Consider the following 22557-nt stretch of genomic DNA (forward strand, 5'->3'; position numbering starts at 1 on the left):
CTATTGTTTTTCTAAAATATTAGTGCTAAACCATTTGTCGCTTATTTTTTGATATGTTCCATCTTCAATAATTGCTTCTAAGGCTGTGTTTATAGCATCTAATAATTCTTTATCTTCTTTTCTAACCGCAATTCCTATTTCTTCAGAATATAACATTTGTCCTGATGGAACTAAATCAACTCCAAACTTTTCAGGAGCTTGTAAACCAACAAATCGCCCTGTAACTAACCCATCAATTCTTCCTTGCTCTAAAGCCATTATATTATCAACATCACTTTCAAATTGCATTATCTCAGTTACATTATCCATTTCTTCTAGTGCAGTATGATACGTAGTTCCTGTAACTACACCAACTTTACCCTCTTTTAAATCACTTATACTGTTTAATTTTTTATCCGAAGCTGTAAAAAATTGTGCTCCATCATAATAATAGGGATTACTAAAGTTTACTTTTTCTTGTCTCTGTGGTGTGATAGCCATACTTCCAATAATAGTATCAAATCTGTTACTCAAAAGGCCCCCAATTATTCCATCCCAAGCTGTTGTAATCCCCACAGCTTCAACTCCCATTTCTTTAGTTAGAGCGTTTGCTATATCTATATCAAATCCATCTAACTCGCCTTCATCATTGATAAAATTAAAAGGAGGATATCCACCTGTCATTGCAAATGTCATCTCACCACTCTTTTCAACTTTAGCCATAGTAGTCTCATTTTTACTATTACAACTTGATAAAGTAAGTAATAATAATAATGATACGAAGCTAAGTATAATCTTCTTCATATAATTCTCCTTCTTTTACCAATGCATGAATTATTATGAAAAGCTATAAAAATAATTGTAAATTAAAAATATTGTTAGTTAAATCACATATTATAGCTAATTATTTTTAATAGTTTCTATAACTAATTTTTTTTCTATATTTATTCATAAATTGATAAAATTTCTTTTATACTTGAATTGAAGATTTTTTATGTTTTATCTTTTGTAAACAAAAAAACACTCCAACTCATTTTTAGAGTTAGAGCGCTTAAACTTCGCATATGCTCGAATTATACCACTTGCGTAGTACAGGTCATGACAATTATATCCTAACCAAGCCCCAGTTCTATAATCTTGATTTTTCACAAACATTTTCATTATAACGATAAATTTATTAATACCTATTACTCAAAACATGTACTAACTCATAAATCAAATACTCATGCTGTTACTTTATCGCTTACTATATTACATTTAGTTGCTAATGCTTTTCTTTATAAAATTATAAGTTGTCTATTAGCAATACTTTAATACTATAAGATATGATAATTTTATGCAAGCACTCATTTTTTACCCAAGTCGTATAAAAACTATCAACTATATGTCATTTCATTTTTTAATTTACAAGTCTTTTTTTATCAAGAAATAACACTCTTGTTAAAATTTTAAATTTGATATAAACCATAATATATGAAAATTGAGATCCAAAGTTTTAAAGAACTTAAAGAAAAATATAAACTAAGTGAAAATGAAAGAAATTTTAAAGAAAATGAAAACACTCTCCCTATCTCTATTACAAGTCATTACTTATCATTAATTGATTTAAATGATGAAAAAGATCCTTTACGAATTCAAGTTTTTCCAAATGTTCTTGAAGAAAAAGATGAACTATTAGAAGATATAGATCCATTAAATGAAGTTGATAATTCTCATTCTTCTAGATTAATCCATAGATATGAAAATAGAGTAGCCCTCCTTACTACAGATATTTGTCCAATGTATTGCAGGCATTGTTTTAGAAGAAGATTTACAGGAAAATTAATTGGCCCTATAAGTGATAAAGATATTATTAAAGCCGCAACATATATTCAGCGTCATCCTAAAATTACTGAAATTCTTTTAACAGGTGGAGATGTTCTAACGTTATCAGATAAAAAGATTGATTTTCTAGTTAAAACTCTAAGAGAAAAAAACCCTAGACTGATTATTAGAATTTGCACAAGAATGGTTGTAACAGCTCCAAGCAGAGTTACAGATAATCTAATTTCTATTTTCAAAAAATATTCTAGTGCACCATTTTACCTTTTAACCCAAGTAAACCACCCTAGAGAATTAGATTCTAAAGCGATTGAGGCAATTAATAAATTTACTAATGCTGGTATTTTTGCTCTTAATCAAAGTGTTATGTTAAAAGGTGTTAATGATGATTTTGATACTATGGAAGAGCTTTGTAATAAATTGCTTTTTAATAGAATAAAACCTTATTACGTATTCCAAGGCGATTTAGTATCTGGGACGGCCCATTTAAGAGTTAATGTAGATAAAACCATGGAAATAGAAAGGGAAATGAGAAAACGCCTCTCTGGTTTAGCTATGCCATCGTTTATGATTGATTTAACAGATGGTGGTGGAAAAGTTCCTCTCTCAAAATGTTATTTAAAATGTTTTAAAGATAAAATATATACTTTCGAAACTTTAGATGGTCAGATAAGAAAATACCCACATATCGATTAAAAAGAGGTTACCCTAAGGTAACCTCACACTCATTATTTTTCACAAATCAATATTACTGATCTGATAATTTACTCAATGCATCAGCAATTGCTTCGTTTCTAATCTCAGTTCTCTGTGCTTGATATTCCTCAGCTGTTAAAGTCTTCGTTTGAGTTGGATAGAAAGTTGGAATAGCAATTTCATCATCACTAGATACTGTTGTATCATTGCTTGTCGTATCTGATGAATCGGAGACTTGAGCAACTACAACGGCACTTACCTCATCAACAGTTGTTGTCTCTTTTTCACTATCACTTGTTAGTGTTGAATCTTGAGTTGTTGTATCAGTTAAAGTTTTTGTTGTTGTTTCAGCTGTTTCTAATGTTACTTCACCATCTTGAGAGTCAAGATATGTTTGTATATTAGCTTGTAGAACAGATTCAACTTCATCTAAAATTATAGGAACTATATCATTAATTATTTGAGTTCGGTATTCGATATATAAAGCTTTGGCATCATTTTCTGTAAATTGTGAAGAAGATATTTCTTGTGAAACTTGAATAAAATCGTCTTTATTTGCCTCTACCATATCATAAACCTGACCCACAACTACTGGTGTTAATGCGTCTACTAATTGTGGTAAATATGTATTTATATCAATTGAATCTAAGGTCATTTGAATCTTATCATCTACCATTTTTGTTAGATCTGATTGTAAATCTTCACTTAACTGAGTTGATAAATCTTCACTTAACTGGGTCATATCTTCAGTTAAATTTGAGGACAAATCATTATATAATGATGTTGATAATTGATCGACTAATGTTGTAATTTTACTATTAATAGAAGGAACTAATGTAGATGTAGTATATTCTTTAATCAAATTTGATATGGTAAGATTAATGTCATCTGCAAATTCATTTATAAAATCACTATCATTTTTTAAGGAATCTTTTACTTTGGGAGAAACTGCAGCAGCTAATTTATCATAATCAATATCAATTGGTTCCATTCGTGTTGCTGGTTCTTTTACTTCTAGAAGGGGAACTTGTTGTCTTTGTCGAGCTTCTTCTATTATATAACTTGGTGAATTAGGTCTAGTATACCATAATGCCCCAAAAGCAAAAATAGCTGCACATATAGTAAACACTAATAAAGAAATACGTGTTGATCTTTTCATAAATTATAGTTCCGAATAAAGATAATACAATATTCTGGATTCCTCCTACTTAATTCTGTCACCTAAAGGTGTATTAATTCCTATTACTATTTGAATTATAGCAATATATGTCATACCGAACAAGTTTATATATTGATAAAAATATGATTTATACTATCATTTTTATTACATTTTATAAATATTCTCTTTCTCTTTATTAAATATATCACAATAGTTATCAATTTGTCGATAAATTTCCTTTTTTGTCTTTTTATTCAAGATTATATAAACTTTAGTTTTTTGCTTTAAATTTTTAATATTAATATCTTTTTGGGCTAATTCTCTTTTTAATACCCAAATAAAACCTCTTTTATCCCTTTTTTTTGCTCTTTTATATCGAGTAAAAAACGAAGCTTTTACAAAAATAACATTAGAACATAAATCAACTAATTTTCCTCTTTGTAGTATAGCTGCATTAATTACAACGTTTTTATCAGTTTCATTTATAATTTTTATGCATAACTCTTTTATATATGGGTGTACGATTTTTTCTAATATTCTTAATTGATTCTTTGATGAAAAGACAATATTCCCTAACTTTTTTCTATCAATTACACCATTTGTTAAGATACTATCTCCAAAGACTTTAACTATTTCAGCTTTCTTATCTTCGAGAGCTACATGACCTAATTTATCTACATCTATAACTAAAAAGCCTTTTTCTTCAAATACACTTGCAACTTGATTTTTACCTGCACAAGCTTTGCCTGTCAAACCAATTACATACATTAGTGCATTTCTCCCCAACTCTTACCAAATTCAATACTTGTTCTTAAAGGAATAGATAATTTATATGCATTTTCCAATGTTTCTTTTAATAATTTATATACTATATCTTTCTCATCCTCTGGAACTTCTAAAATAACTTCATCATGAACTTGTAAAAGCAATTTAGATTTTAAATTATTAGCTTTTAAGGCCTTATCTACTTTTATCATACCTATTTTCATTATTTCTGCAGCTGAACCTTGGATGATAGAATTTACAGCAACTCTTTCACTAGCTGCTTTTTCTAGCTTATTTTTACTATTTATTTTAGGAATATTTCTGACATGACCCATTAATGTGACAATCTTACCTTCTTTTCTAACTTGAGATATTGTTTTATCTATAAATGAGGCTACATTACTATATCTATGGAAATAAGCTTTAATAAAAGAACTCGCTTCATCTCTCTTAATTGAAAGTTCTTTTGCAAGTCTAAAGGCACTCATTCCATACATAACTCCAAAGTTGATGGTCTTTGCGACTCTTCTTTCACTACTTGTTATCTCTTCTAGAGGTTTATCGAATATTAAAGAAGCTGTAAATTTATGTACATCTTCTCCACTAATAAAAGCATTTTGAAGTGCCTTATCATTTGCTACATGAGCTAAAACTACTAACTCTATCTGGGCATAGTCTGCACTCATTAATATACAGCCTTTTTTAGGGACAAAGGCTTCACGAATTTTTCTACCTTCATCACTCCTAATTGGTATATTTTGTAAGTTAGGATTAATTGAACTAAGTCTGCCTGTTGCTGTTCCAAATTGTAAGAATGAGGTATGAATTCTATGAGTTTGTGGATTTACTAAGGCTGGAAAAGTATCTACATAAGTAGATTTCAATTTATTTATTGCCCTATAATCTAATATTTTCCTAATTATTGGATCTTCATCTATTAAGCTTTCTAAAACATCTGTTGCTGTTGAATACCCTGTTTTAGTTTTCTTTTTAGTTGGGAGTTTCTTTTCTTCAAATAAGACAGTTTGCAATTGTTTTGTTGAATTTACATTAAATTCATGACCACTCAGCTTATATATTTCTTTAAGGTTTTCATCAATTCTCTTTCCAAAAATTTGAGATAAATCATCTAATTTTTTTATTGATACACCTATGCCCTCTAATTCCATATTAGCTAAAATCGTGATTAAAGGTAATTCGATCTCATTTAAGACTTTCTTTCTTTGCATATCTAATACGCCATTGAAAAATTTATAAAGTCTAAATGTAATATCACTATCTTCAGCTGCATATGCTACAGCTTCTGTTTTTTCAACATCACTAAATAATTTTCCCTTTGGAACTACATCTTTGAAACTAACACATAGATAATTTAAATATTTTAAAGCAATAGCATCCATTTTAAACGAAGGCTCACTGCTCTCATGTAACCAAGCGGCTATCATTGTATCAAATACTATGTTTTTTAATTCTACGCCAAACCTTTTCATTACTTTATAGTCATATTTAATATTATGACCAATAATTGCAATTGGGTTATCTTGTAAATATTTTTTTAATATTGGTCTAACTTCCTCTTCTTCATGGATTCTTTTCCCTCCACAAATTAATGGGAAATAATATGCTTTTTTTAATTCAAAAGACAGTGAAAAACCAACTAACGTAGCTTTGATAGCATCCTCACTTGTCGTCTCAGTATCAAATGCCATTAGATTTGTTGAAGATGAGACCTTTTTTAGAATTGCATCTAATTGATCAATACTATCAATTGGCTCTAAAATTGATGCTCCTAATAATTCAGTATCTGCTATGGCTTCAATCTTTTCAGGATCTGTTTCAACTATTGTTTCTTCTCTCTCATCTAACTTTGTAAGTTGCTCTTTGTTCATTAATTTTTTAGCTGCAGCAACTAAAGACCTAGATCGCTTTTCTTCAAAATAAGGGATGATATTTTCAATTTTAATATTATTTAAGTTATAATCTTCAACATTAAAGTTTTCAAACAATGATTCATCTATTCTAAGTTTAACTAACTCTTGAGATAAAAAAGCCGCTTCTTTACCTTCAATTAACTTATTTTTAACACCTTTACTTAGCTTATCTAAATTATTATATATGTTTTCTAAACTAGAATATTTTGTAAGTAAATTAACAGCACCTTTAGCACCAATACCTTTTACTCCAGGAACATTATCACTTTTATCTCCGATTAAAGCTAAATAATCGATTATTTGCTCAGGTCTTATTAAAAATTCTTCTTCTACTTCACTCGGTCCAAAAAGCCTATATTCTTTTTGACCTTTTTTAGGAGGTCTTAGTGAATAAACATATTTATTAACTAATTGTAGTAAGTCTTTATCAGCTGTAAACATAATTGCATTTAAATCGTTTTTAATAGCTTTTTGGCATAGATAAGCAATTATATCATCGGCTTCAAGTTCATCTTTAGCTATAGTTGGTATGTTTATCTTTTCTAATAAGTCAATAATTACAGGGATTTGAGCTTTTAAATCTTGTGGAGCATCATCTCTATTTGCTTTATAAGGTTCATACATTTTATGTCTAAATGTAGGTCCTTTAGAATCTAAAGCAACAACTAAATAATTTGGATTATATTTTCTAATAACCATAAATAGAGTATTGAAAAAACCATATATAGCAGAAATATTATTTCCATCTTTATCATATAAAGGATTATTGATAAAACCATAATAAGATCTAAAAATTAAACCAAATCCATCGATTATGTAAAATTCTTCTCTTTGACTTTCATCAACCTCCATCATATCTATAACACTATCTATTTTTTTAGTATTTTCAACTTTTTGATCTTCAAATTCCATATCTATTGTTGGCATTTCATTTTTCTCTTGAAGTTTTTTTCCATCTTCAAAATCTTTATCACTAAATAAGCTGTCCATTATTCCTCCAATTTCATGGATAAAGTATCATAAGAGAGTTCCATATTAGCATCTAATAATTTAGAATCTCTTTCATGATTTATCCCATGTGCAATGTGTGTAAAATAAGTTTTTTTAGCACCTATTTCCCTTGCAACTTCTATCGCTTGTTCTAACGTAAAATGAGTTTTATGTGTTCTATGTTGCAATGCATCTAAAACTAATACATCAAGATTTTTTAAATATTTATATGTCTCGCTAGGGATGTGATTACAGTCTGTGAGATAAGCTGTATTAAATATTTTATAACCAAAAATTTTTAACATTCCATGATCTAAAATCAAAGGTGTTATATCAAAATCACTTATAGAAACTTTTTGATAAGGTTGTAAAATATTTAATGATAGATTAGGTATGGTTGTCCCGTTAAGAGTCCCTAATTCAATGTATGAAAATCTCTCTTTTATTTCAACAATAGTATCTAAACTACCATATAAAGGCAAAGTCCTTTCCTTGTTTGTAAAAGATCTCAAATCATCGATTCCATTTAAGTGATCTGCATGTGTGTGTGTATAAAGAACAGCTTCAAGATGATCTATATTAGCCCGTAGACATTGGATTCTAAACTCTGGCCCAGTATCTATAACAATGTTTTTATTATTTCTCTTTAATAAAATACTACTTCTCAAACGTTTATCTTTTGGATTTGTGGATAAACACGTTTCACATTTGCAACCTATCGATGGAACTCCATGACTAGTACCAGAACCTAAAAAAGTCAGTCTATAAGACACAAAAAGTTACTCCCTATTTTAATTGAGCATGTTAGATAAATCATCTGTATCAAGAGAATCTAATAAATCATCAACATTTACACCTGTTTTATTTTGAATTGAATCTGAAATATCTTCGACTTTTTGAGTTGTGTCAGATGAAAGGGAAAATCCTACATTTAAATATTTATTACTAAAGCTTGGAAAAAAGAAAAAAATAATAAAAAAAGTAACAACTGATAATAAAATAGGTTTAATAACAAAATCTCTAAATCCAAATTTCTTCATAATCACGCTCCTAGCTTTTTTCTATATTATCATAGAATTTAAGTTATAGAAATAGTAAAGCAATATTTAAAGATCTAAATTTGGGTATAAAAAAAGGAGGGATAATCCCTCCTTATAATAAATAGTATTATATTATATTAATGAAATTAATACTGAAACACCTAATTTTCCTTCATTAGGATCTTCAAATGCTAAATAACCGAAGTCCCAACCATTGTCTATAATATTTTGAATATTGAATCCTTGAGATGGAATTGTATAATTAGCAGAAAGTGTAATTCCACCTAATAGGAAATCCACATTTGCTTTATATGTACAATTAGATTGCATAAACATGTCACCAAAATTAAATTCTTCATCATTTTCATTAGTTAGGTTACCATTTTCATCAATATTAATTAAAAATTCTGGGCCTAAACCAACTCCAACTCTAATTAAATTAAGTAAATCAAAACTTAATCCAGCTGTCATCAAATTAGTTACTTGCCAACCATCATTTTCAGTTCCTACTAATGCCATATCTGAAACTTCAAGCAATAAAAATTTTAATCTTGCTTCAGCGCCAAAACTATAATTATCAAAATCAAAGAAATCTTCACTTGTAGAAGATGAGGCACCTTCAAAATCTAAATTATATTGAGCAGTGGCTCCAATACTGAAATCTAAAACTTCAGCTGATAATGATACTGGTAATAATAAGCAAATTGCTGCAACTAAAACCCAAATTTTCTTATTCATAATATAAACTCCTATTCTGTAAATTCACATGTACTACATATAGCAAAACCATACTTAATAATAATTGTTACAAAAAAAATATAAAAATGCAAATAAAAAATATTTTTTTGGTATTTTGTTACTTATTTGACAAATTTATCAACTTTTATTACTTTTATTGACTTAACATTTATAAAGTATTATTCAACCATATGCTATTTATAGCATCACTTGGCATTCTCCAATCTCCTCTAGGACTTAAAGTTACACTTCCAACCTTAGGTCCATCAGGCAAAGTGGATCGTTTAAATTGTTGTGAAAAGAATCTCTTAACAAAGACTTTGAGCCATTTATCAATTACCTCTTTATCAAATTCATCTTCAAAAGCATGGTAAGCTAATCTTTTGATTTTTGAAGTAGAAAAAGAACATCTTACAAAGTAATATAAGAAAAAATCATGTAAAATATATGGACCAACAAACTCTTCGGTTTTTTGAGAAATTGTTCCATCCATTGTTGGAGGCAATAATTCTGGGCTTACTGGTGTATTTACTATATCTATCAATATCCTTGCGACATCTTCACTTTGAATACTAGCACTATATGTTACTAGGTGTTTAACTAAAGTTTTTGGCACTGAGGCATTTACACCATACATAGACATATGATCCCCATTATAGGTTGCCCAACCTAAAGCTAATTCTGACAAGTCACCTGTTCCTATCACTAAACCACCAACTTTATTTGCCATGTCCATCAAAATTTGAGTTCTTTCTCTAGCTTGAGAATTTTCATATACAACATTATGAACATTTTGATCGTGCTCTATGTCTTTAAAATGTTGTAAAACGGCCTTTGTAATATTAATTTCACTAAAACTTACACCCATTTGTTGTGCTAATTTTTCAGAATTTGATTTTGTTCTTTTTGTTGTCCCAAAACAAGGCATTGATACTGCATGAATATTTTTTAACTCTATATTTGCCTTTTTGAAGGCTCTAATAGTAACTAAAAGGGCTAAAGTCGAATCTAGTCCGCCAGAAAGACCTATTACTGCATGCTCGCAATGAGAAGCTTTTAATCTTCTAACTAAGCCTAAAGCTTGTAAAGTTAAGATTTTTTCGCACCTTTGTTTCATTAGGGCTTTTGAACTTGGAATAAAAGGCGTTTTTGAAATATGATAATTTGTTAAATCTGTTTCTTCACTTTCAAAAGTAAATTCAATTGTTTTATAATCTTCTACATCTCTATAAAAAGTATTCATTTTTCTACGATCTAGAGAGAGTCTTTGTACATCAATAATTGCTTCGTTCATCTCCCCACTTTTTTCTTCTTTATCTAAAAGAACTCTTCCATTTTCACAAATAAGGTTATGTGCATTAAAGACTAAATCGGTAGTTGATTCCCCTGATCCAGCACCAGTGTATAAATAAGCACAAATACATTTTGCACTTTGAATTGATACTAAATTCCTTCTATATTCGCTTTTTGTTACTATATCATCAGTTGCAGAAGGATTTGCTATTATTGTTGCTCCTGCAACACAGTGAAGATTACTTGGACTATTTGGGACCCAAAGATCTTCACAAATTTCAACAGCTAAAACTAAATCTGATATATTTGTACATTTAAAGAGAAGTCTTGTTCCAAAATATGTTTTCTCATTAAATAACTCTATTTCAATATTTTCATCTTTAGGCTCGGCAAACCATCTTTTTTCATAAAACTCTTGGTAATTTGGAATATTTTGTTTAGGCACAATACCTAAAACTTTACCACCTTGTATGACTGCAGCACAGTTATAAATTCTATTGTTTAATATAAAAAGAGTTCCAACAACTGATACTATTTGTGGAACCGTTGTTGTGGCTTTCACAATTTCTTCTAGCATTTGTAGTGATTTTTCTGCTAGAAGTTGATTTAAAAACAAGTCTCCAGCTGTATAAGAAGTTATACTTAGTTCAGGAAAAACTAATACTTTTATTTTGTCTTTAGCTGCTTTATATATTGCTTTAACAATATTGTTTTTATTGTTTTCTAAATCAACTGTGTAATTGATTGGTGAATATGTCGCAACTTTTATCAAACCATCTTTCATAAATGCCTCACTAATGTAATATCTACATACATTATCATAACTTTTTTATAGTAAGTCAAACAAGATGATAATGAGTTTTTATTAATTAGCTTCTAAATTATTTTTTAAGATTTTTTTACAATGTGATCTATCCTCTTCACTCATATTAACCTTAGCCTTTACTGCATTAGTTGGACAAATACTGTAACAATTTCCACACTCATCACAATAATTTTGCTTTAACTTAAAATATGATTCTCCAGTCTCTATAGCATCAAAACTACATACCTTATAACAAGAACCACAAGCTATACACTTATCCTTATCTATTTGGAAACCACTTTCTTCATATTCAAAACCATTAAAATTAAAGCGTTGTCTATCTAATTTATTCTCTCTATTTACCTTTTCATAGTCAAAATCATAAACTTCACCACTAAATCTATATAAAACAAAAGTTGTCATTGTTGGATATCTTTCAATATCTTTTACTAAAGGTAAAAATCTATTATCTTTTTTTGCTTTTGCACTTAGTGTTTCAAAATCTATTTCTTTAATATCTCCTTTAACCCTAATAAAAAATCCTGGTGGAAACTCACTCAAGCCTTTTTCATCATGCTCGACTGCCTTATTCTCACTAACCATTGATAATACTGCTACTTTTTTTGTTTCTTTCAATTGTTTATAAAATGGTTTAACTTTCATAGTTTGAAAATATAATCCATCCTTATCATAAGTTATAAAATGAGCTACTCTAAGTTCTGGGTACCCATCATTGATTGTCGCAAAACTGTAAGAATGTAACATTTCAAACTTACTAAAAATTTCACTAATACTTAACATTTTTCCTCTCCGTTATTATCACTTTATACATTAATAAAATTTATTAACATATTTGATTTTGATTCATTTATATCTTTTACTCTTCCATGATCAATAATTTTTCCTTGATCCATGAAAATATAATAATCAGCTATATCTTTCAAAAAATTCATTTCATGTGTTACAAAAATAAATTCCATCCCTTTATTTTTTAAAGTCTTAATACTTTCCAAAACTTCCTTAGTTAATATAGGATCTAAAGCACTTGTAGGTTCATCTAAAAACAAAAGTTTTGGATTAGTTGCTATAGCTCTAACTATTGAAGCTCTTTGTGCTTGCCCTCCAGAAATTTTTGAAGGGAACTTTTTAGCTTCTTTAGATAAACTAAATTCTTTAAGCAATCTCTTAGTTATAATTTCACTCTCATTTTTACTTTTTCTCTGTATTTTTTCTAATATTAATTTAATATTATCTTCAACATTTAAATGGGGGAACAGACTGTGTTCTTGAAAAACAAAGCCAATATTCTTCCTATATTGTTTTTTGTTTACCAAAGATAATTGTAGTCCATTTATTTCAATTTCTCCACTATTAAAATCTTCAAGTGTAGCTAAAAGCCTCAATAGTGTTGATTTTCCACATCCTGAACTTCCTATAATTCCAACCACTTTTGTATTTTTAATCTCTAAATTAATATTATTTAAAACAACTCTGTTATCATAACTTTTAACTAAATTCTTTATTTTTATATTCATCTTCTAAACCTTTTTGAAAGATACGAAGCAAAAAGGGATAAGGGAATTGTTACTACTAAATACATAATCCACATTACTAGATACCCTTCAATACTTGCATAGCTTTTATTAGAAATTACTGTTATCACATATGCTATTTCTGAAACTGATATTATTTTTAAAAGTGCTGAGCCTTTAATTATAATTGAAAAATTATTAATTAAAGATGGAATCAATGGTTTTATCAATTGTGGTAAAATTATATATCTATATTTTTGGTAAAAAGTAAAATCATATAATTTTATTACAAGATATTGTCTCTCATCAATTATAGAAAGGGCTGATTCAAATGAATTTGCCATGTAGGGTGTCATGTATAAACTTAAAGCTATTATTCCAAGCAACTCTTTATTATATATTTGGATTCTTATCCCAAAAACATAAACAATTAAAAATATCATAACTAGTAGGGGTGTTCCCATAATTATTTCTTTTACAATTGATGAGAGAATTTTAAAAAAAGCATTCTTTGAGTTATTCAATAGATAAAAAAGGAAACCAGTAATTAAACTTATTAATAAAGTTGAAAGACTAATATATAGCGTTGAAATCAGAGCTAAGAATAATTTTTTTCTTTCTTGTAAAATTAATTGATAATTCAAGCCATCAATTGAAAAAAACAAAATATAGAGTAAAAAAATAAATACTAGTAAAAATGCTAAAAAGTTACTTATTTTACTTTTCTGGTTTTTGAACAATGTAATCTAACCCCAAGTTTTCGTTTTTTAAATATTCTTTAATTATTGGATCATATTCATCTCTTATCTCATTATATAATCCATCTTCTTCATATAAAGAGTAAATAAAATCATTTGCCTTTTGTAATAAATCATCATTACCTTTTTTAACTGCAAACCCTGATGAAAAATATTCAGGAATTCCAAAATATAATTCTGTTGTATTTTTATTAGCATAATGATCTTGAATAACTGTTGTACTTCCTACTAATACATTTGATAGTCCTGTATTGATTTCCATTATTGCTGAAGCAATCTCTGAGACTTCTGTGGCTTCAATTCCATATTTTTGTGGGATACTTGTAGAAATTGTTGCACCTAGTCCAATGGCTTTAAGCCCCTCTAAGGCAAAAAAATCTTCAACTCTCATATCATCATTTATTCCTTTCTCCTCATAGAAATCCTTATTTACCAATGCTATTGTTTTACTAAATCTATATGGAGATGAAAAATCAACTTTTCTTTTTCTTTCATCAGTTATTGTCATATCACTAATTACTATATCTACTTCTCCTGTTTCTAGAGATGGAATTAGCATAGAAAAATCTGTATTAACTATTTCTAATTCACAATCTAGATATGAAGCAAAGGCCTTAGCTATTTCTACTTCTAACCCAGAGGGATTATTATCTTCATCTATGTACATAAATGGAGGAAATTTTAAATCCATTGCAACTTTTAAAGTTGGAACCTCTTCTGTTTTACTAGTACAACTAAGTAGTGTAAAAAGTAAAAATAAAGTAAATATTATTTTTTTCATCATCTTATCCTTATCGATAAAACAATATAATATCCCTTTATAAAATGTGAATATAAATTTGATTATAAATCTTATGAAAACGAAACCCTTCTATATTGTATTAGTCTATTACAAGATGATAACTTTTATCGCATGGGTATAAAAAGAATTTCTTATAAAAATAAAAATAAAAATAATGCTAATTTTGAAATTGTTAAAATTCAAGACTTTTTTAGTAGAACTAACAAGAAAATTTTAGAACAAGATTTTCGTCTAAATTTTTGGACTATGTTATACATTACAAGTGGACAATCTTTTCATAGTATAGATTTTAAGGAATATAAAATTAAGAAAAATGATCTAATTATTTTAGAAAAAAATAAAATACACTCTTTTCGTGTAAATAATAGTTTAGAGGGCTATTTAGTAAATATAAACGAACCCTTTTTCATTGAATCTTATTCTTTATATAACTACGACTTATTATCGTTTTTTGAAGCTCCTTTTGAGAAACCTATAGTAGAAATCAACACTAGTGAAAATAGCACTAATAAAATTTTAATTGATTTAATTTATAGAGAATATTGTACAGGAAAATTTGAAGAAAAAGAGAATTTAATTAAATCTCTTTTTCAGAGTTTTATAAATTCTCTCAGATATGAAAATGATGAGAATCTTAATCATTTTTCTATTTCAACTTATAAAACTTATTATAAATACAGATCTTTAGTTGAACAAAATTATACTTTTATTAAAGATGTAGACACTTATTCCTCAATAATGGGTCTCAGTAAGAAAACTATAAACAATGCTTGCAGAGAATGTGCAGATATCTCTGCTAAACATTTAATTATTAATAGAATAATTGTTGAAACTAAACGACTCTTACTTAAAGATGAGTTAAAAAATTATGAAATAGCTACTAAACTTGGCTTTTATGAACCGGCTAATTTAGCTGCTTTTTTTAAGAAATATACTTCTTTAAGTATGTCTGATTTTAAAAAACAATTTAATTCTTAGAAATTTTTTTGTAGCTTGCTTGGATCTACATACATTTCAACTTTTCCACATTTTGGACATACAGCAATACTTATCGTATTTAAAGTAAGCCCACATATGCCTTGTTTTTGAATATATAAATCGCTTTTTGTTCCTTTTAATGTATAATCTTCAAGCATTTCAACATCACAATTACTACATTTTTTCATTTTCTATACCTCTTATTTATATAATAAATATAATTTCTATTATTTGTAAGCAACTTTGTCACAATTATTATTGATTATATTTCTAATATAGAATATAAAATGAATCGCGTACGATAAATAATACAAATTAAGGATTTAAAAGATGAATAACGATTTAAAACTAGATAATCAATACTGTTTCCCCATTTATGTTGCTTCTAAAGAAGTCATTAGATTATATAAAAGTGCTCTTGATAAATTAGATTTAACATATACTCAATACATAACTCTCCTTGTGCTATGGGAAAGTGATAATATTCTTGTAAAGGAGCTTGGAGAAAAACTATATCTTGAAAGTAATACATTAACTCCCCTTTTGAAAAAGCTAGAAAAAAAAGGTTTAATTTTAAGAGAAAAGGATAAAAATGATAAAAGAAAAGTTTATATAAAACTTAGCGATAAAGGAAAGGATTTACAAAAAGAAGCTTATAAAATTCCAAATGAATTGAAAAACAATATAACTTTTGATCCTATTAAATTTAATCAATTAAAATCCTTGCTTAAAGAATTAATTATTGACATCCAAAAAAATCGTGACAATTAGAATAATAAAGGATAAAAGTTATATTTTAGATATAGATTAAAATCTTCATCTATAAAATCATAAGAAGACTCAAGACTAAATGAATCTGTAAATTTTAATCCAGCCTTTAATTGTATTTCTTTATTTGAAATTGATGTCTGATTATATATTGGATAATCAATTTTTAATAACACAAAAGAATTCTCTGAATATATTGTTAAAATAGATTTAATTTTTAGTGTTAGAAGGAGATTTGCGATATTTGTTTCTACACTAGGAATTATCGAAAATAGTGTATTTTGATTACCTACTGATATACCATATCCAACATTAAAATCTAACAATTGATTCTCTTCATTTATTTTAAGTAAATAGTATGAGGATGGTGTAAATGAACTTAAATTGATTTTTGTATATCGTCCACTTTCCAATATTGTAAATTTATCAAGATTTATAGATGATGAATCTGCTGTAAAAGATAAATCAAACAATTTAATTTCATATAAAACTAAAGCACTTTGTCTTTGTTCATAAAGTTCATTATTGAAAAGAGTAGTACCAAATGCTAATTTTAATTTATCATAACCTAAATAAAGTGAAGATACTCTCTCACTAAAAATTGTATGCGAATCAAAATTATCAACAGTTGTATCCATTAATTCAAAACCATCGCTTAACGTAGTTTCAGAACCATGAATTTCAAAGAATTTAGCACGAGATTTTATATCTTCTATGTCTAAAGAAATATTGTCATATTTTATTTTAATCAATGCAGGACTTATAACCTTCTCCTCAACTAATAAGCCTCTATCTTCAAATAGAGAAATCAATCGTCCTGGCATAATTAAAGTTGGAAAGTTATACTTTTTTTCATCTGTAGTTAAAACCGAAGAAAAAACTTCTCCAAGTAAAGAAGAACAATTGTAATTAAAAAATTGATATTTTAGATCTGTATTTTTATATTCATAAAATTTTCGAATTAACTGAGGAATATATTGTTTCTCAATATTTGTTTTATAAATAAAAAGTGTCCTATTTTGCCCTATTGTATATCGTTCATTTATATAAGAAAAAGGTCTAATATCGATATATCCTTCTAATCCTACTGTTGCACCTCGGCCAATTTTTTCTAAAATTGTAAGTCTTTCATGATATGCATAAAAGTTTATAGCAACTGCACTATCAAAATCATCATCTTTAGCTAATACAACAAAAGCATGCGCACCTAGGGATCCAACACTTTCACTTGTAGGACTTGCTGCAACTAAATACACAGTATTAAAATCCATAGTATTTAATTCTTGCTCTGTTAATTCAACTTTTGCAAAATGAACATAAATATCTTCTCCACTTTCTTTTGCAAATATAGAATTAATAACAGAGAAAAGTAAAATAATTAAAATAACTTTTTTCTTCATTTTATAGAATGTTTCCTATATTTTTTTAATAGTATTTCGACCGCCATTTTTAGCTAGATATAGGGCTTTGTCAGCTATGTCTATCAGATAATTTATACCATAATCATCTGATGGTTTACTAAAAGTATATCCTAAACTAATAGTTACTACCTTCGTTTCGGATTCTTTAAACTCAATATTTAAATTTCTAACTTGCTCTACTATATAATTTGCTAAACTATCAAGTTTTTCTTCATCATGTCCATAATAAAAACCAACAAATTCTTCTCCACCATATCTATATATTTCAACATTCCGTTCGATTGTAATTCTTGTAAAAAGTTTAGAAATTTCTTTTAAACAAATATCTCCTTTCAAATGCCCTTTGTTATCGTTATACTTTTTAAAATGATCAATATCCATCATCATAACACCAGTTATTGGAAGAGATGTATCCTTATTTTCACTATCAGCTATTCTCAAAAACATTAGCCTTCTATTTGGTAAACCTGTTAAAAAGTCAATATGTTCATTATCTTTTGACTCTCTTTGAATATCAAAACTTAATAACTTGATGTGACGATAATTATTCCCTAATAGAAAGCCTATAGAAGTAAAACAAGTAACATTGACAAAATCATCAATTGCTACATTTAAAGGTTTAAATTTAAAACAAATAATAGAATATGCTAAATAAAACAAAAATATAAAGCCATTAACTCTTAAAAAATTATCTGGAATTAATAATGGAAGTAATGCCAATAATACTACAATACTAGTACCAGTTGCAAAAGGTCTAACAATTGCACCTATATATGTGCAAAACCAAAATACATATATTGCGACTAGATAATAAGTTAATAAATGTAATTTGTAGCTATCAGTTTTTAAAACAATGATATAACAAATTGAACAGAGTAAGGCTCCTATAGAATATAGAATTATAAAAGCAAGTGTTGGTTTTGTGTAGTGTGAAATTCCCACAAGCATCACAAATAAAAAAATACATGCTGGGAGAACTGTTCTCAATAGTCTATCTAAATCAGATTGTATAGCTTCTTTATTTTGTGAAATTAATCTATTTTCTAATCTTATATAATCAATAATTGATCTTAATAACTTAATATTCAGCCTCCAATTTTGTAAATAGTGATTTCACGTACTACAACTTAAATTCAAATTCAAAAAATTTTTCCATTTTGATATAAAATGAATACATAAAATAATAACAACTAATTATCAATGAGAATATCTATTTTTCATGAAAATGTCTAGAATAATATATAGTTACCAATTAAAAATAAAATAGGCTTTAGAATAAAATTATCTATTATATCTATATCTCAACCTTAGGTTTATCAATAGTTCTTACTTTTTTGAATAATGGGGCAAATTCTCCATTTTTCTTATAGAAAACTGCAGGCATAAGATAAGGGGTATCTATTATCCAAACTCCTTCTCCATATTCTTTTCCGCTAAAAAGATGTATCCACTCTTCTTTTGGTAAGACTACTTTTCTACTAAATGTTTTTTCTTTTAACTGTGGAGCTACTATAAGTTGATCGCCTAATATATATTGATCTTTTATATTATAATATTTCTCATTTTCATAATGAAAAAACAATGGACGTTGAATAGAAAGGCCAGTTTCATGATTAACTTTATTTAGATGCTTTAAATAATCAAACAAAAGATTATGGATTTTAACAAGATAACTAAACGCTTTTATCGTAGAGACATCACTCATAAGTTGATGATTTACTTCTGGCCTATTACCTTCATGCGTTCGCATAAATATAGTGAAAGTAGCCATTTCAGCCCACCTTATTAGTAATTCTTTTGTTCTTTTTAAAGTATATAAAGTTGTGTATCCACCAATATCACTATGGTGGAGGCCCATTGCACACATTGAAAGGGAAAGAGCTGATGTAATAACGCTTGGAAGCCCATCGTCTTCACTAAAATCAACATTTTGGTCACCGGCCCAAATTAACTTGCAATATTTTTGACTCATAGAATTACCAGCTCTCATAAAATATATCAAATCATCCCTTCCTAGTTCATGGCAAGCTTCCCAATTTAATTTAGCCCATAATCCAGGCCATCTATTATGTTCAACTAAAGCATCTCCATTTTTTAAATAACAATCAGTTGGTAAATATTCACCAAAATCTGCCATCCAACCAGAAAGTCCAAATTTAATCAAGTTTTCTTTAATTACTTGCTTATACCATTGGTAAGCTTCTTTAATTGTAAAATCTATTATGCCACAATTAAACTCACCAAAATCAACATAATAATTTTCTCCAAATTTATCTTTAGCTAAATAATCTTTTTCTTCAGCAATTTTACACAAAGAGCCATCTTTAACTACATATGGATTTATATATCCCATTACCCTTACATTTTTCTTAGAAAAATCATTAATAATATTAGGCAAATTAGGGTATAATTTTTCATCCCATTTCCAATCCCAATGTAGCCGTTTCCCAAACGATGTAATATTAACACCTTCCCAGTCTTGAATCCAAACACTGTTTAAATCTAAATCATATAACTTTGCCTTTTCCACACATTCTTTTATGTATTCACTTCCTCCTTGAATTCCTAGAGATAGCCCTTTTATTGCCCAATTAGGAAGAAGATCCTGATGACCTAAATATGAAGATAGTTTTAATACAGTTTCTAAAATAGAGGAAGCACTAGATATTACTATTTCATTTGGAGGTTGCCAAAAAGTGATTTCATGATAGTCTTCATTTTCAAAGTTAAAATTACAATATGCAAAAGTATCACAATGAACAAAGTATTTTCTACTAGATACAAAAGTTGGTTGTGGATAAAATGTAGTGTAATAATCCCCACCACCTTTCATATATTCATCTGCTAGACGAGTAATTTCAGTATTTTTATTTCTACCTACACCTTGCTCACTAGTAAAAATAGGATAGCTTTTACCTCTTAAATTAAAATAGGAAAATTGTTCTCCTAAACCATACACAGCTTCATTTTTTTCTGCTTTAAATCTGATAGAGATACGATTGTATTCATTTGGTAAACTTAAGAATTTAATTTTAATTAAATCATCAATTTCTTGGATTAAAACTTTTGCTTCTTCCTTTTTTTCACCTTCAAGAATTAAAGTTATATCGTTATTTACTATTTTAAAATCTGCTATATTAAAATTATTTTCACTTTTTATATGATCTTCGATAAAAAAATTACCTAGATGCATATCTACTTCAGCCTCCCCTTGTTTTAATGTCATAAAATGAGGAGAATCAATTAAAGTTAAATCTTCGCTACATATTCGAGTTTGATTATTTTTAGTTTTAATTGCAATCATATTATTATCCTTTTACAGCTCCATTTGTCATTCCACCAATAATCTGATCATGCATAAAGACATATACTACAATAGTTGGAATCATTGTAATAACGATTGCAGCTAACATGCTTGTATAATCAACAACAAATTGTGATTTAAAATATCTTATTCCCAATTGAAGAGTTCTTGCTCGTTCACTATTTGTTAATAGCATTGCGTAAGTAAATTCATTCCAACAGTATATAAACATTAAAACACCTGAGGTAGCTAATCCTGCCTTAGATAGAGGAAAAACTACTTTCGTAAAACGTTGAGTAAAAGTACACCCATCTATAACAGCAGCTTCTTCTAATTCTTTTGGTATAGTACTCATAAATCCATGAATTAAATAAACTGATATAGGAATATTAATAGCAGAATATACAATTATTAAGCCACCTAAACTGTCAATGAGATGTAAATTTTTAATTAATCTAAAATAAGGAACCATTAATGCAATGATAGGAATTAAGACTCCAGACATTATTATAGTTAATAAAACACCATTAAATCTAAATTTTTCCCTAGCTATAGCAAAAGCCCCCATGGAGGATACTAAAAGATTTAAAGCTGTAGCAAATACTGCAACAATAATTGAATTTAAAAATAGTCTAGGAAGACCACTCATAGAAATAGCATTAACATAATTTCCAAACTGCCAATCTTTTGGAAGAGAAAAAGCAGATGCAGTTTCAAATTCTAAATTTGTCTTAAAAGAAGTAATAAACAACCAAATTAAAGGAAGTAGCGTTATACAAAGAAAAAAGACCAAATAAATCCATTTTAAGATTGTACCTACTACGCTCATTGAGGATTTCTCTCTTATTATTTTACTTGCCATTCTATCAATTCTCCTAGTTATCTTTATTCTTCGTTAAGAAATATCTAATAAGACCTATTGTAGCACCACCAAAAATAACTAAAGTGGCTCCAATAGCATTCCCTTCCCCATATCTTAAAGCTTGCATATCAGTATAAAGCATAATTCCCATAACAGAAGTTGCATGAGCTGGTCCACCACCTGTCATCAAGAATGTAGACTCAAAATGCCTCATTCCATAAGCTAGAGCTAAAGTTATTGTTGTAATTAATATAGGTTTTAACATAGGAATAGTGATGTGAAATTCTTGTTGTAAAATGCTAGCTCCATCTAATTCTGCAGCTTCATAATAAGATTCTGGTATACTTAATCTTGATGCAAGAATAACAATCATAAAATATCCGATATAAAAAACTTGTTGAAATATAACAGCGGCAAAAGCAGTATCCATATTACCAAGCCAGTTATTGGTAAGATGACCTAATCCAACAAATGTTAACAAAGCATTTAGTACTCCATTTTGAGCATTATATATTGCAGTCCACATCATAGCTAATGCTACTTGAGAAATTACATTTGGAAGAAAGTATACTGTTCTTAAAAACTTCCAACCCTTAGGTTTCCTAGATAAAATCATTGCCATAATACAAGCTAGAGGGACTTGAATAAAGCCTAAAACTACTGCCCAAACTATATTATTTCTAAGGGATAATCTAAAATTCTCATCTGAAAATAAATATCTATAATTTTCAAATCCAAAAAATTGTGGAGCAGTAAATCCGTTCCATTTTGAGAAGCTTGTAACAATAACATAAGCTAAAGGATAGATAAAAAAAGTTGAAAATAGTATGAGTACGGGCAACAAAAAAATAAAAATCATTTTGCCGTTTTTATTATGCATAAAATCTCCTAATTTAACGATGGGCCTAGATACAA

At 28.0% G+C, this 22557-nt stretch carries 21 protein-coding genes; 3 read left to right on the plus strand and 18 right to left on the minus strand.

The window, feature by feature from the left end; genetic code table 11:
• The gene (locus tag ACZ5SO_RS09860; protein ID WP_464624317.1) at positions 1-783 is read right to left on the minus strand and encodes a transporter substrate-binding domain-containing protein; all 783 of its coding nucleotides are present in this window, start codon (positions 781-783) and stop codon (positions 1-3) included.
• A gap of 669 nt (positions 784-1452) precedes the next feature.
• On the opposite strand from ACZ5SO_RS09860, the gene ACZ5SO_RS09865 reads away from it, so the two are divergent.
• Complete coding sequence (locus tag ACZ5SO_RS09865; RefSeq protein ID WP_464624319.1) at positions 1453-2496, plus strand: KamA family radical SAM protein; 1044 nt, start codon at positions 1453-1455, stop codon at positions 2494-2496.
• A gap of 52 nt (positions 2497-2548) precedes the next feature.
• Here ACZ5SO_RS09865 and ACZ5SO_RS09870 read toward each other — a convergent pair whose 3' ends face one another.
• The 11 genes from ACZ5SO_RS09870 to ACZ5SO_RS09920 all read right to left on the minus strand — a co-directional run bounded on the left by ACZ5SO_RS09870 (position 2549) and on the right by ACZ5SO_RS09920 (position 14288).
• Positions 2549-3655 (minus strand): hypothetical protein, encoded by a 1107-nt coding sequence (locus ACZ5SO_RS09870; RefSeq protein ID WP_464624321.1) that lies wholly within the window; start codon positions 3653-3655, stop codon positions 2549-2551.
• Between the two features lie 165 nt (positions 3656-3820).
• Entirely contained in the window at positions 3821-4423 is a 603-nt protein-coding gene (gene coaE, locus ACZ5SO_RS09875; protein WP_464624323.1) for a dephospho-CoA kinase, read from the minus strand.
• Positions 4423-7341, minus strand: a complete 2919-nt coding sequence (polA, locus tag ACZ5SO_RS09880; RefSeq protein ID WP_464624325.1) for a DNA polymerase I — start codon at positions 7339-7341, stop codon at positions 4423-4425. Before polA ends, coaE begins: the two co-directional genes overlap by 1 nt.
• Positions 7341-8114 carry an MBL fold metallo-hydrolase gene (locus ACZ5SO_RS09885; RefSeq protein WP_464624327.1) on the minus strand — a complete coding sequence of 258 codons (774 nt, stop codon included), beginning with the start codon at positions 8112-8114 and terminating at the stop codon, positions 7341-7343. Before ACZ5SO_RS09885 ends, polA begins: the two co-directional genes overlap by 1 nt.
• Positions 8115-8132: 18 nt before the next feature.
• Positions 8133-8381, minus strand: a complete 249-nt coding sequence (locus ACZ5SO_RS09890; protein WP_464624328.1) for a hypothetical protein — start codon at positions 8379-8381, stop codon at positions 8133-8135.
• Between the two features lie 132 nt (positions 8382-8513).
• Positions 8514-9119: a hypothetical protein gene (locus ACZ5SO_RS09895; protein ID WP_464624329.1), complete on the minus strand. Its 606-nt coding sequence runs from the start codon at positions 9117-9119 to the stop codon at positions 8514-8516.
• Positions 9120-9288: 169 nt separating this feature from the next.
• Positions 9289-11196 carry an NAD(+) synthase gene (locus ACZ5SO_RS09900; RefSeq protein WP_464624330.1) on the minus strand — a complete coding sequence of 636 codons (1908 nt, stop codon included), beginning with the start codon at positions 11194-11196 and terminating at the stop codon, positions 9289-9291.
• 81 nt (positions 11197-11277) lie between these two features.
• A complete protein-coding gene (locus ACZ5SO_RS09905; protein WP_464624332.1) occupies positions 11278-12018 on the minus strand; it encodes a 4Fe-4S binding protein in 741 nt (246 codons plus the stop codon).
• Between the two features lie 23 nt (positions 12019-12041).
• Positions 12042-12752 (minus strand): amino acid ABC transporter ATP-binding protein, encoded by a 711-nt coding sequence (locus ACZ5SO_RS09910; RefSeq protein ID WP_464624333.1) that lies wholly within the window; start codon positions 12750-12752, stop codon positions 12042-12044.
• Positions 12749-13489, minus strand: coding sequence for an ABC transporter permease subunit (locus tag ACZ5SO_RS09915; protein WP_464624335.1), 741 nt, complete (start codon positions 13487-13489; stop codon positions 12749-12751). Before ACZ5SO_RS09915 ends, ACZ5SO_RS09910 begins: the two co-directional genes overlap by 4 nt.
• Positions 13467-14288 carry an ABC transporter substrate-binding protein gene (locus tag ACZ5SO_RS09920; protein WP_464624336.1) on the minus strand — a complete coding sequence of 274 codons (822 nt, stop codon included), beginning with the start codon at positions 14286-14288 and terminating at the stop codon, positions 13467-13469. The genes ACZ5SO_RS09915 and ACZ5SO_RS09920 overlap by 23 nt, the downstream gene beginning before the upstream one ends.
• A 132-nt stretch (positions 14289-14420) precedes the next feature.
• On the opposite strand from ACZ5SO_RS09920, the gene ACZ5SO_RS09925 reads away from it, so the two are divergent.
• Positions 14421-15287: an AraC family transcriptional regulator gene (locus tag ACZ5SO_RS09925; protein ID WP_464624337.1), complete on the plus strand. Its 867-nt coding sequence runs from the start codon at positions 14421-14423 to the stop codon at positions 15285-15287.
• Here the strand turns inward: ACZ5SO_RS09925 and ACZ5SO_RS09930 are convergent.
• Positions 15284-15475: a hypothetical protein gene (locus ACZ5SO_RS09930; RefSeq protein WP_464624338.1), complete on the minus strand. Its 192-nt coding sequence runs from the start codon at positions 15473-15475 to the stop codon at positions 15284-15286. The genes ACZ5SO_RS09925 and ACZ5SO_RS09930 overlap by 4 nt on opposite strands.
• A gap of 142 nt (positions 15476-15617) precedes the next feature.
• On the opposite strand from ACZ5SO_RS09930, the gene ACZ5SO_RS09935 reads away from it, so the two are divergent.
• Positions 15618-16058: a MarR family winged helix-turn-helix transcriptional regulator gene (locus tag ACZ5SO_RS09935; RefSeq protein WP_464624339.1), complete on the plus strand. Its 441-nt coding sequence runs from the start codon at positions 15618-15620 to the stop codon at positions 16056-16058.
• Here ACZ5SO_RS09935 and ACZ5SO_RS09940 read toward each other — a convergent pair.
• The 5 genes from ACZ5SO_RS09940 to ACZ5SO_RS09960 form a co-directional block, all read right to left on the minus strand.
• Positions 16055-17455 (minus strand): lipoprotein N-acyltransferase Lnb domain-containing protein, encoded by a 1401-nt coding sequence (locus ACZ5SO_RS09940; RefSeq protein WP_464624341.1) that lies wholly within the window; start codon positions 17453-17455, stop codon positions 16055-16057. The genes ACZ5SO_RS09935 and ACZ5SO_RS09940 overlap by 4 nt on opposite strands.
• Positions 17456-17470: 15 nt before the next feature.
• A complete protein-coding gene (locus tag ACZ5SO_RS09945) occupies positions 17471-18424 on the minus strand; it encodes a GGDEF domain-containing protein (RefSeq protein WP_464624342.1) in 954 nt (317 codons plus the stop codon).
• A gap of 346 nt (positions 18425-18770) precedes the next feature.
• Positions 18771-20780: an alpha-glucosidase gene (locus tag ACZ5SO_RS09950; protein ID WP_464624344.1), complete on the minus strand. Its 2010-nt coding sequence runs from the start codon at positions 20778-20780 to the stop codon at positions 18771-18773.
• Between the two features lie 4 nt (positions 20781-20784).
• The gene (locus tag ACZ5SO_RS09955) at positions 20785-21642 is read right to left on the minus strand and encodes a carbohydrate ABC transporter permease (protein WP_464624345.1); all 858 of its coding nucleotides are present in this window, start codon (positions 21640-21642) and stop codon (positions 20785-20787) included.
• A 13-nt stretch (positions 21643-21655) separates the two neighbouring features.
• Positions 21656-22522, minus strand: coding sequence for a carbohydrate ABC transporter permease (locus ACZ5SO_RS09960; RefSeq protein ID WP_464624346.1), 867 nt, complete (start codon positions 22520-22522; stop codon positions 21656-21658).
• Positions 22523-22557 lie beyond the last annotated feature (35 nt).

This window comes from Pleomorphochaeta naphthae, assembly GCF_055396005.1.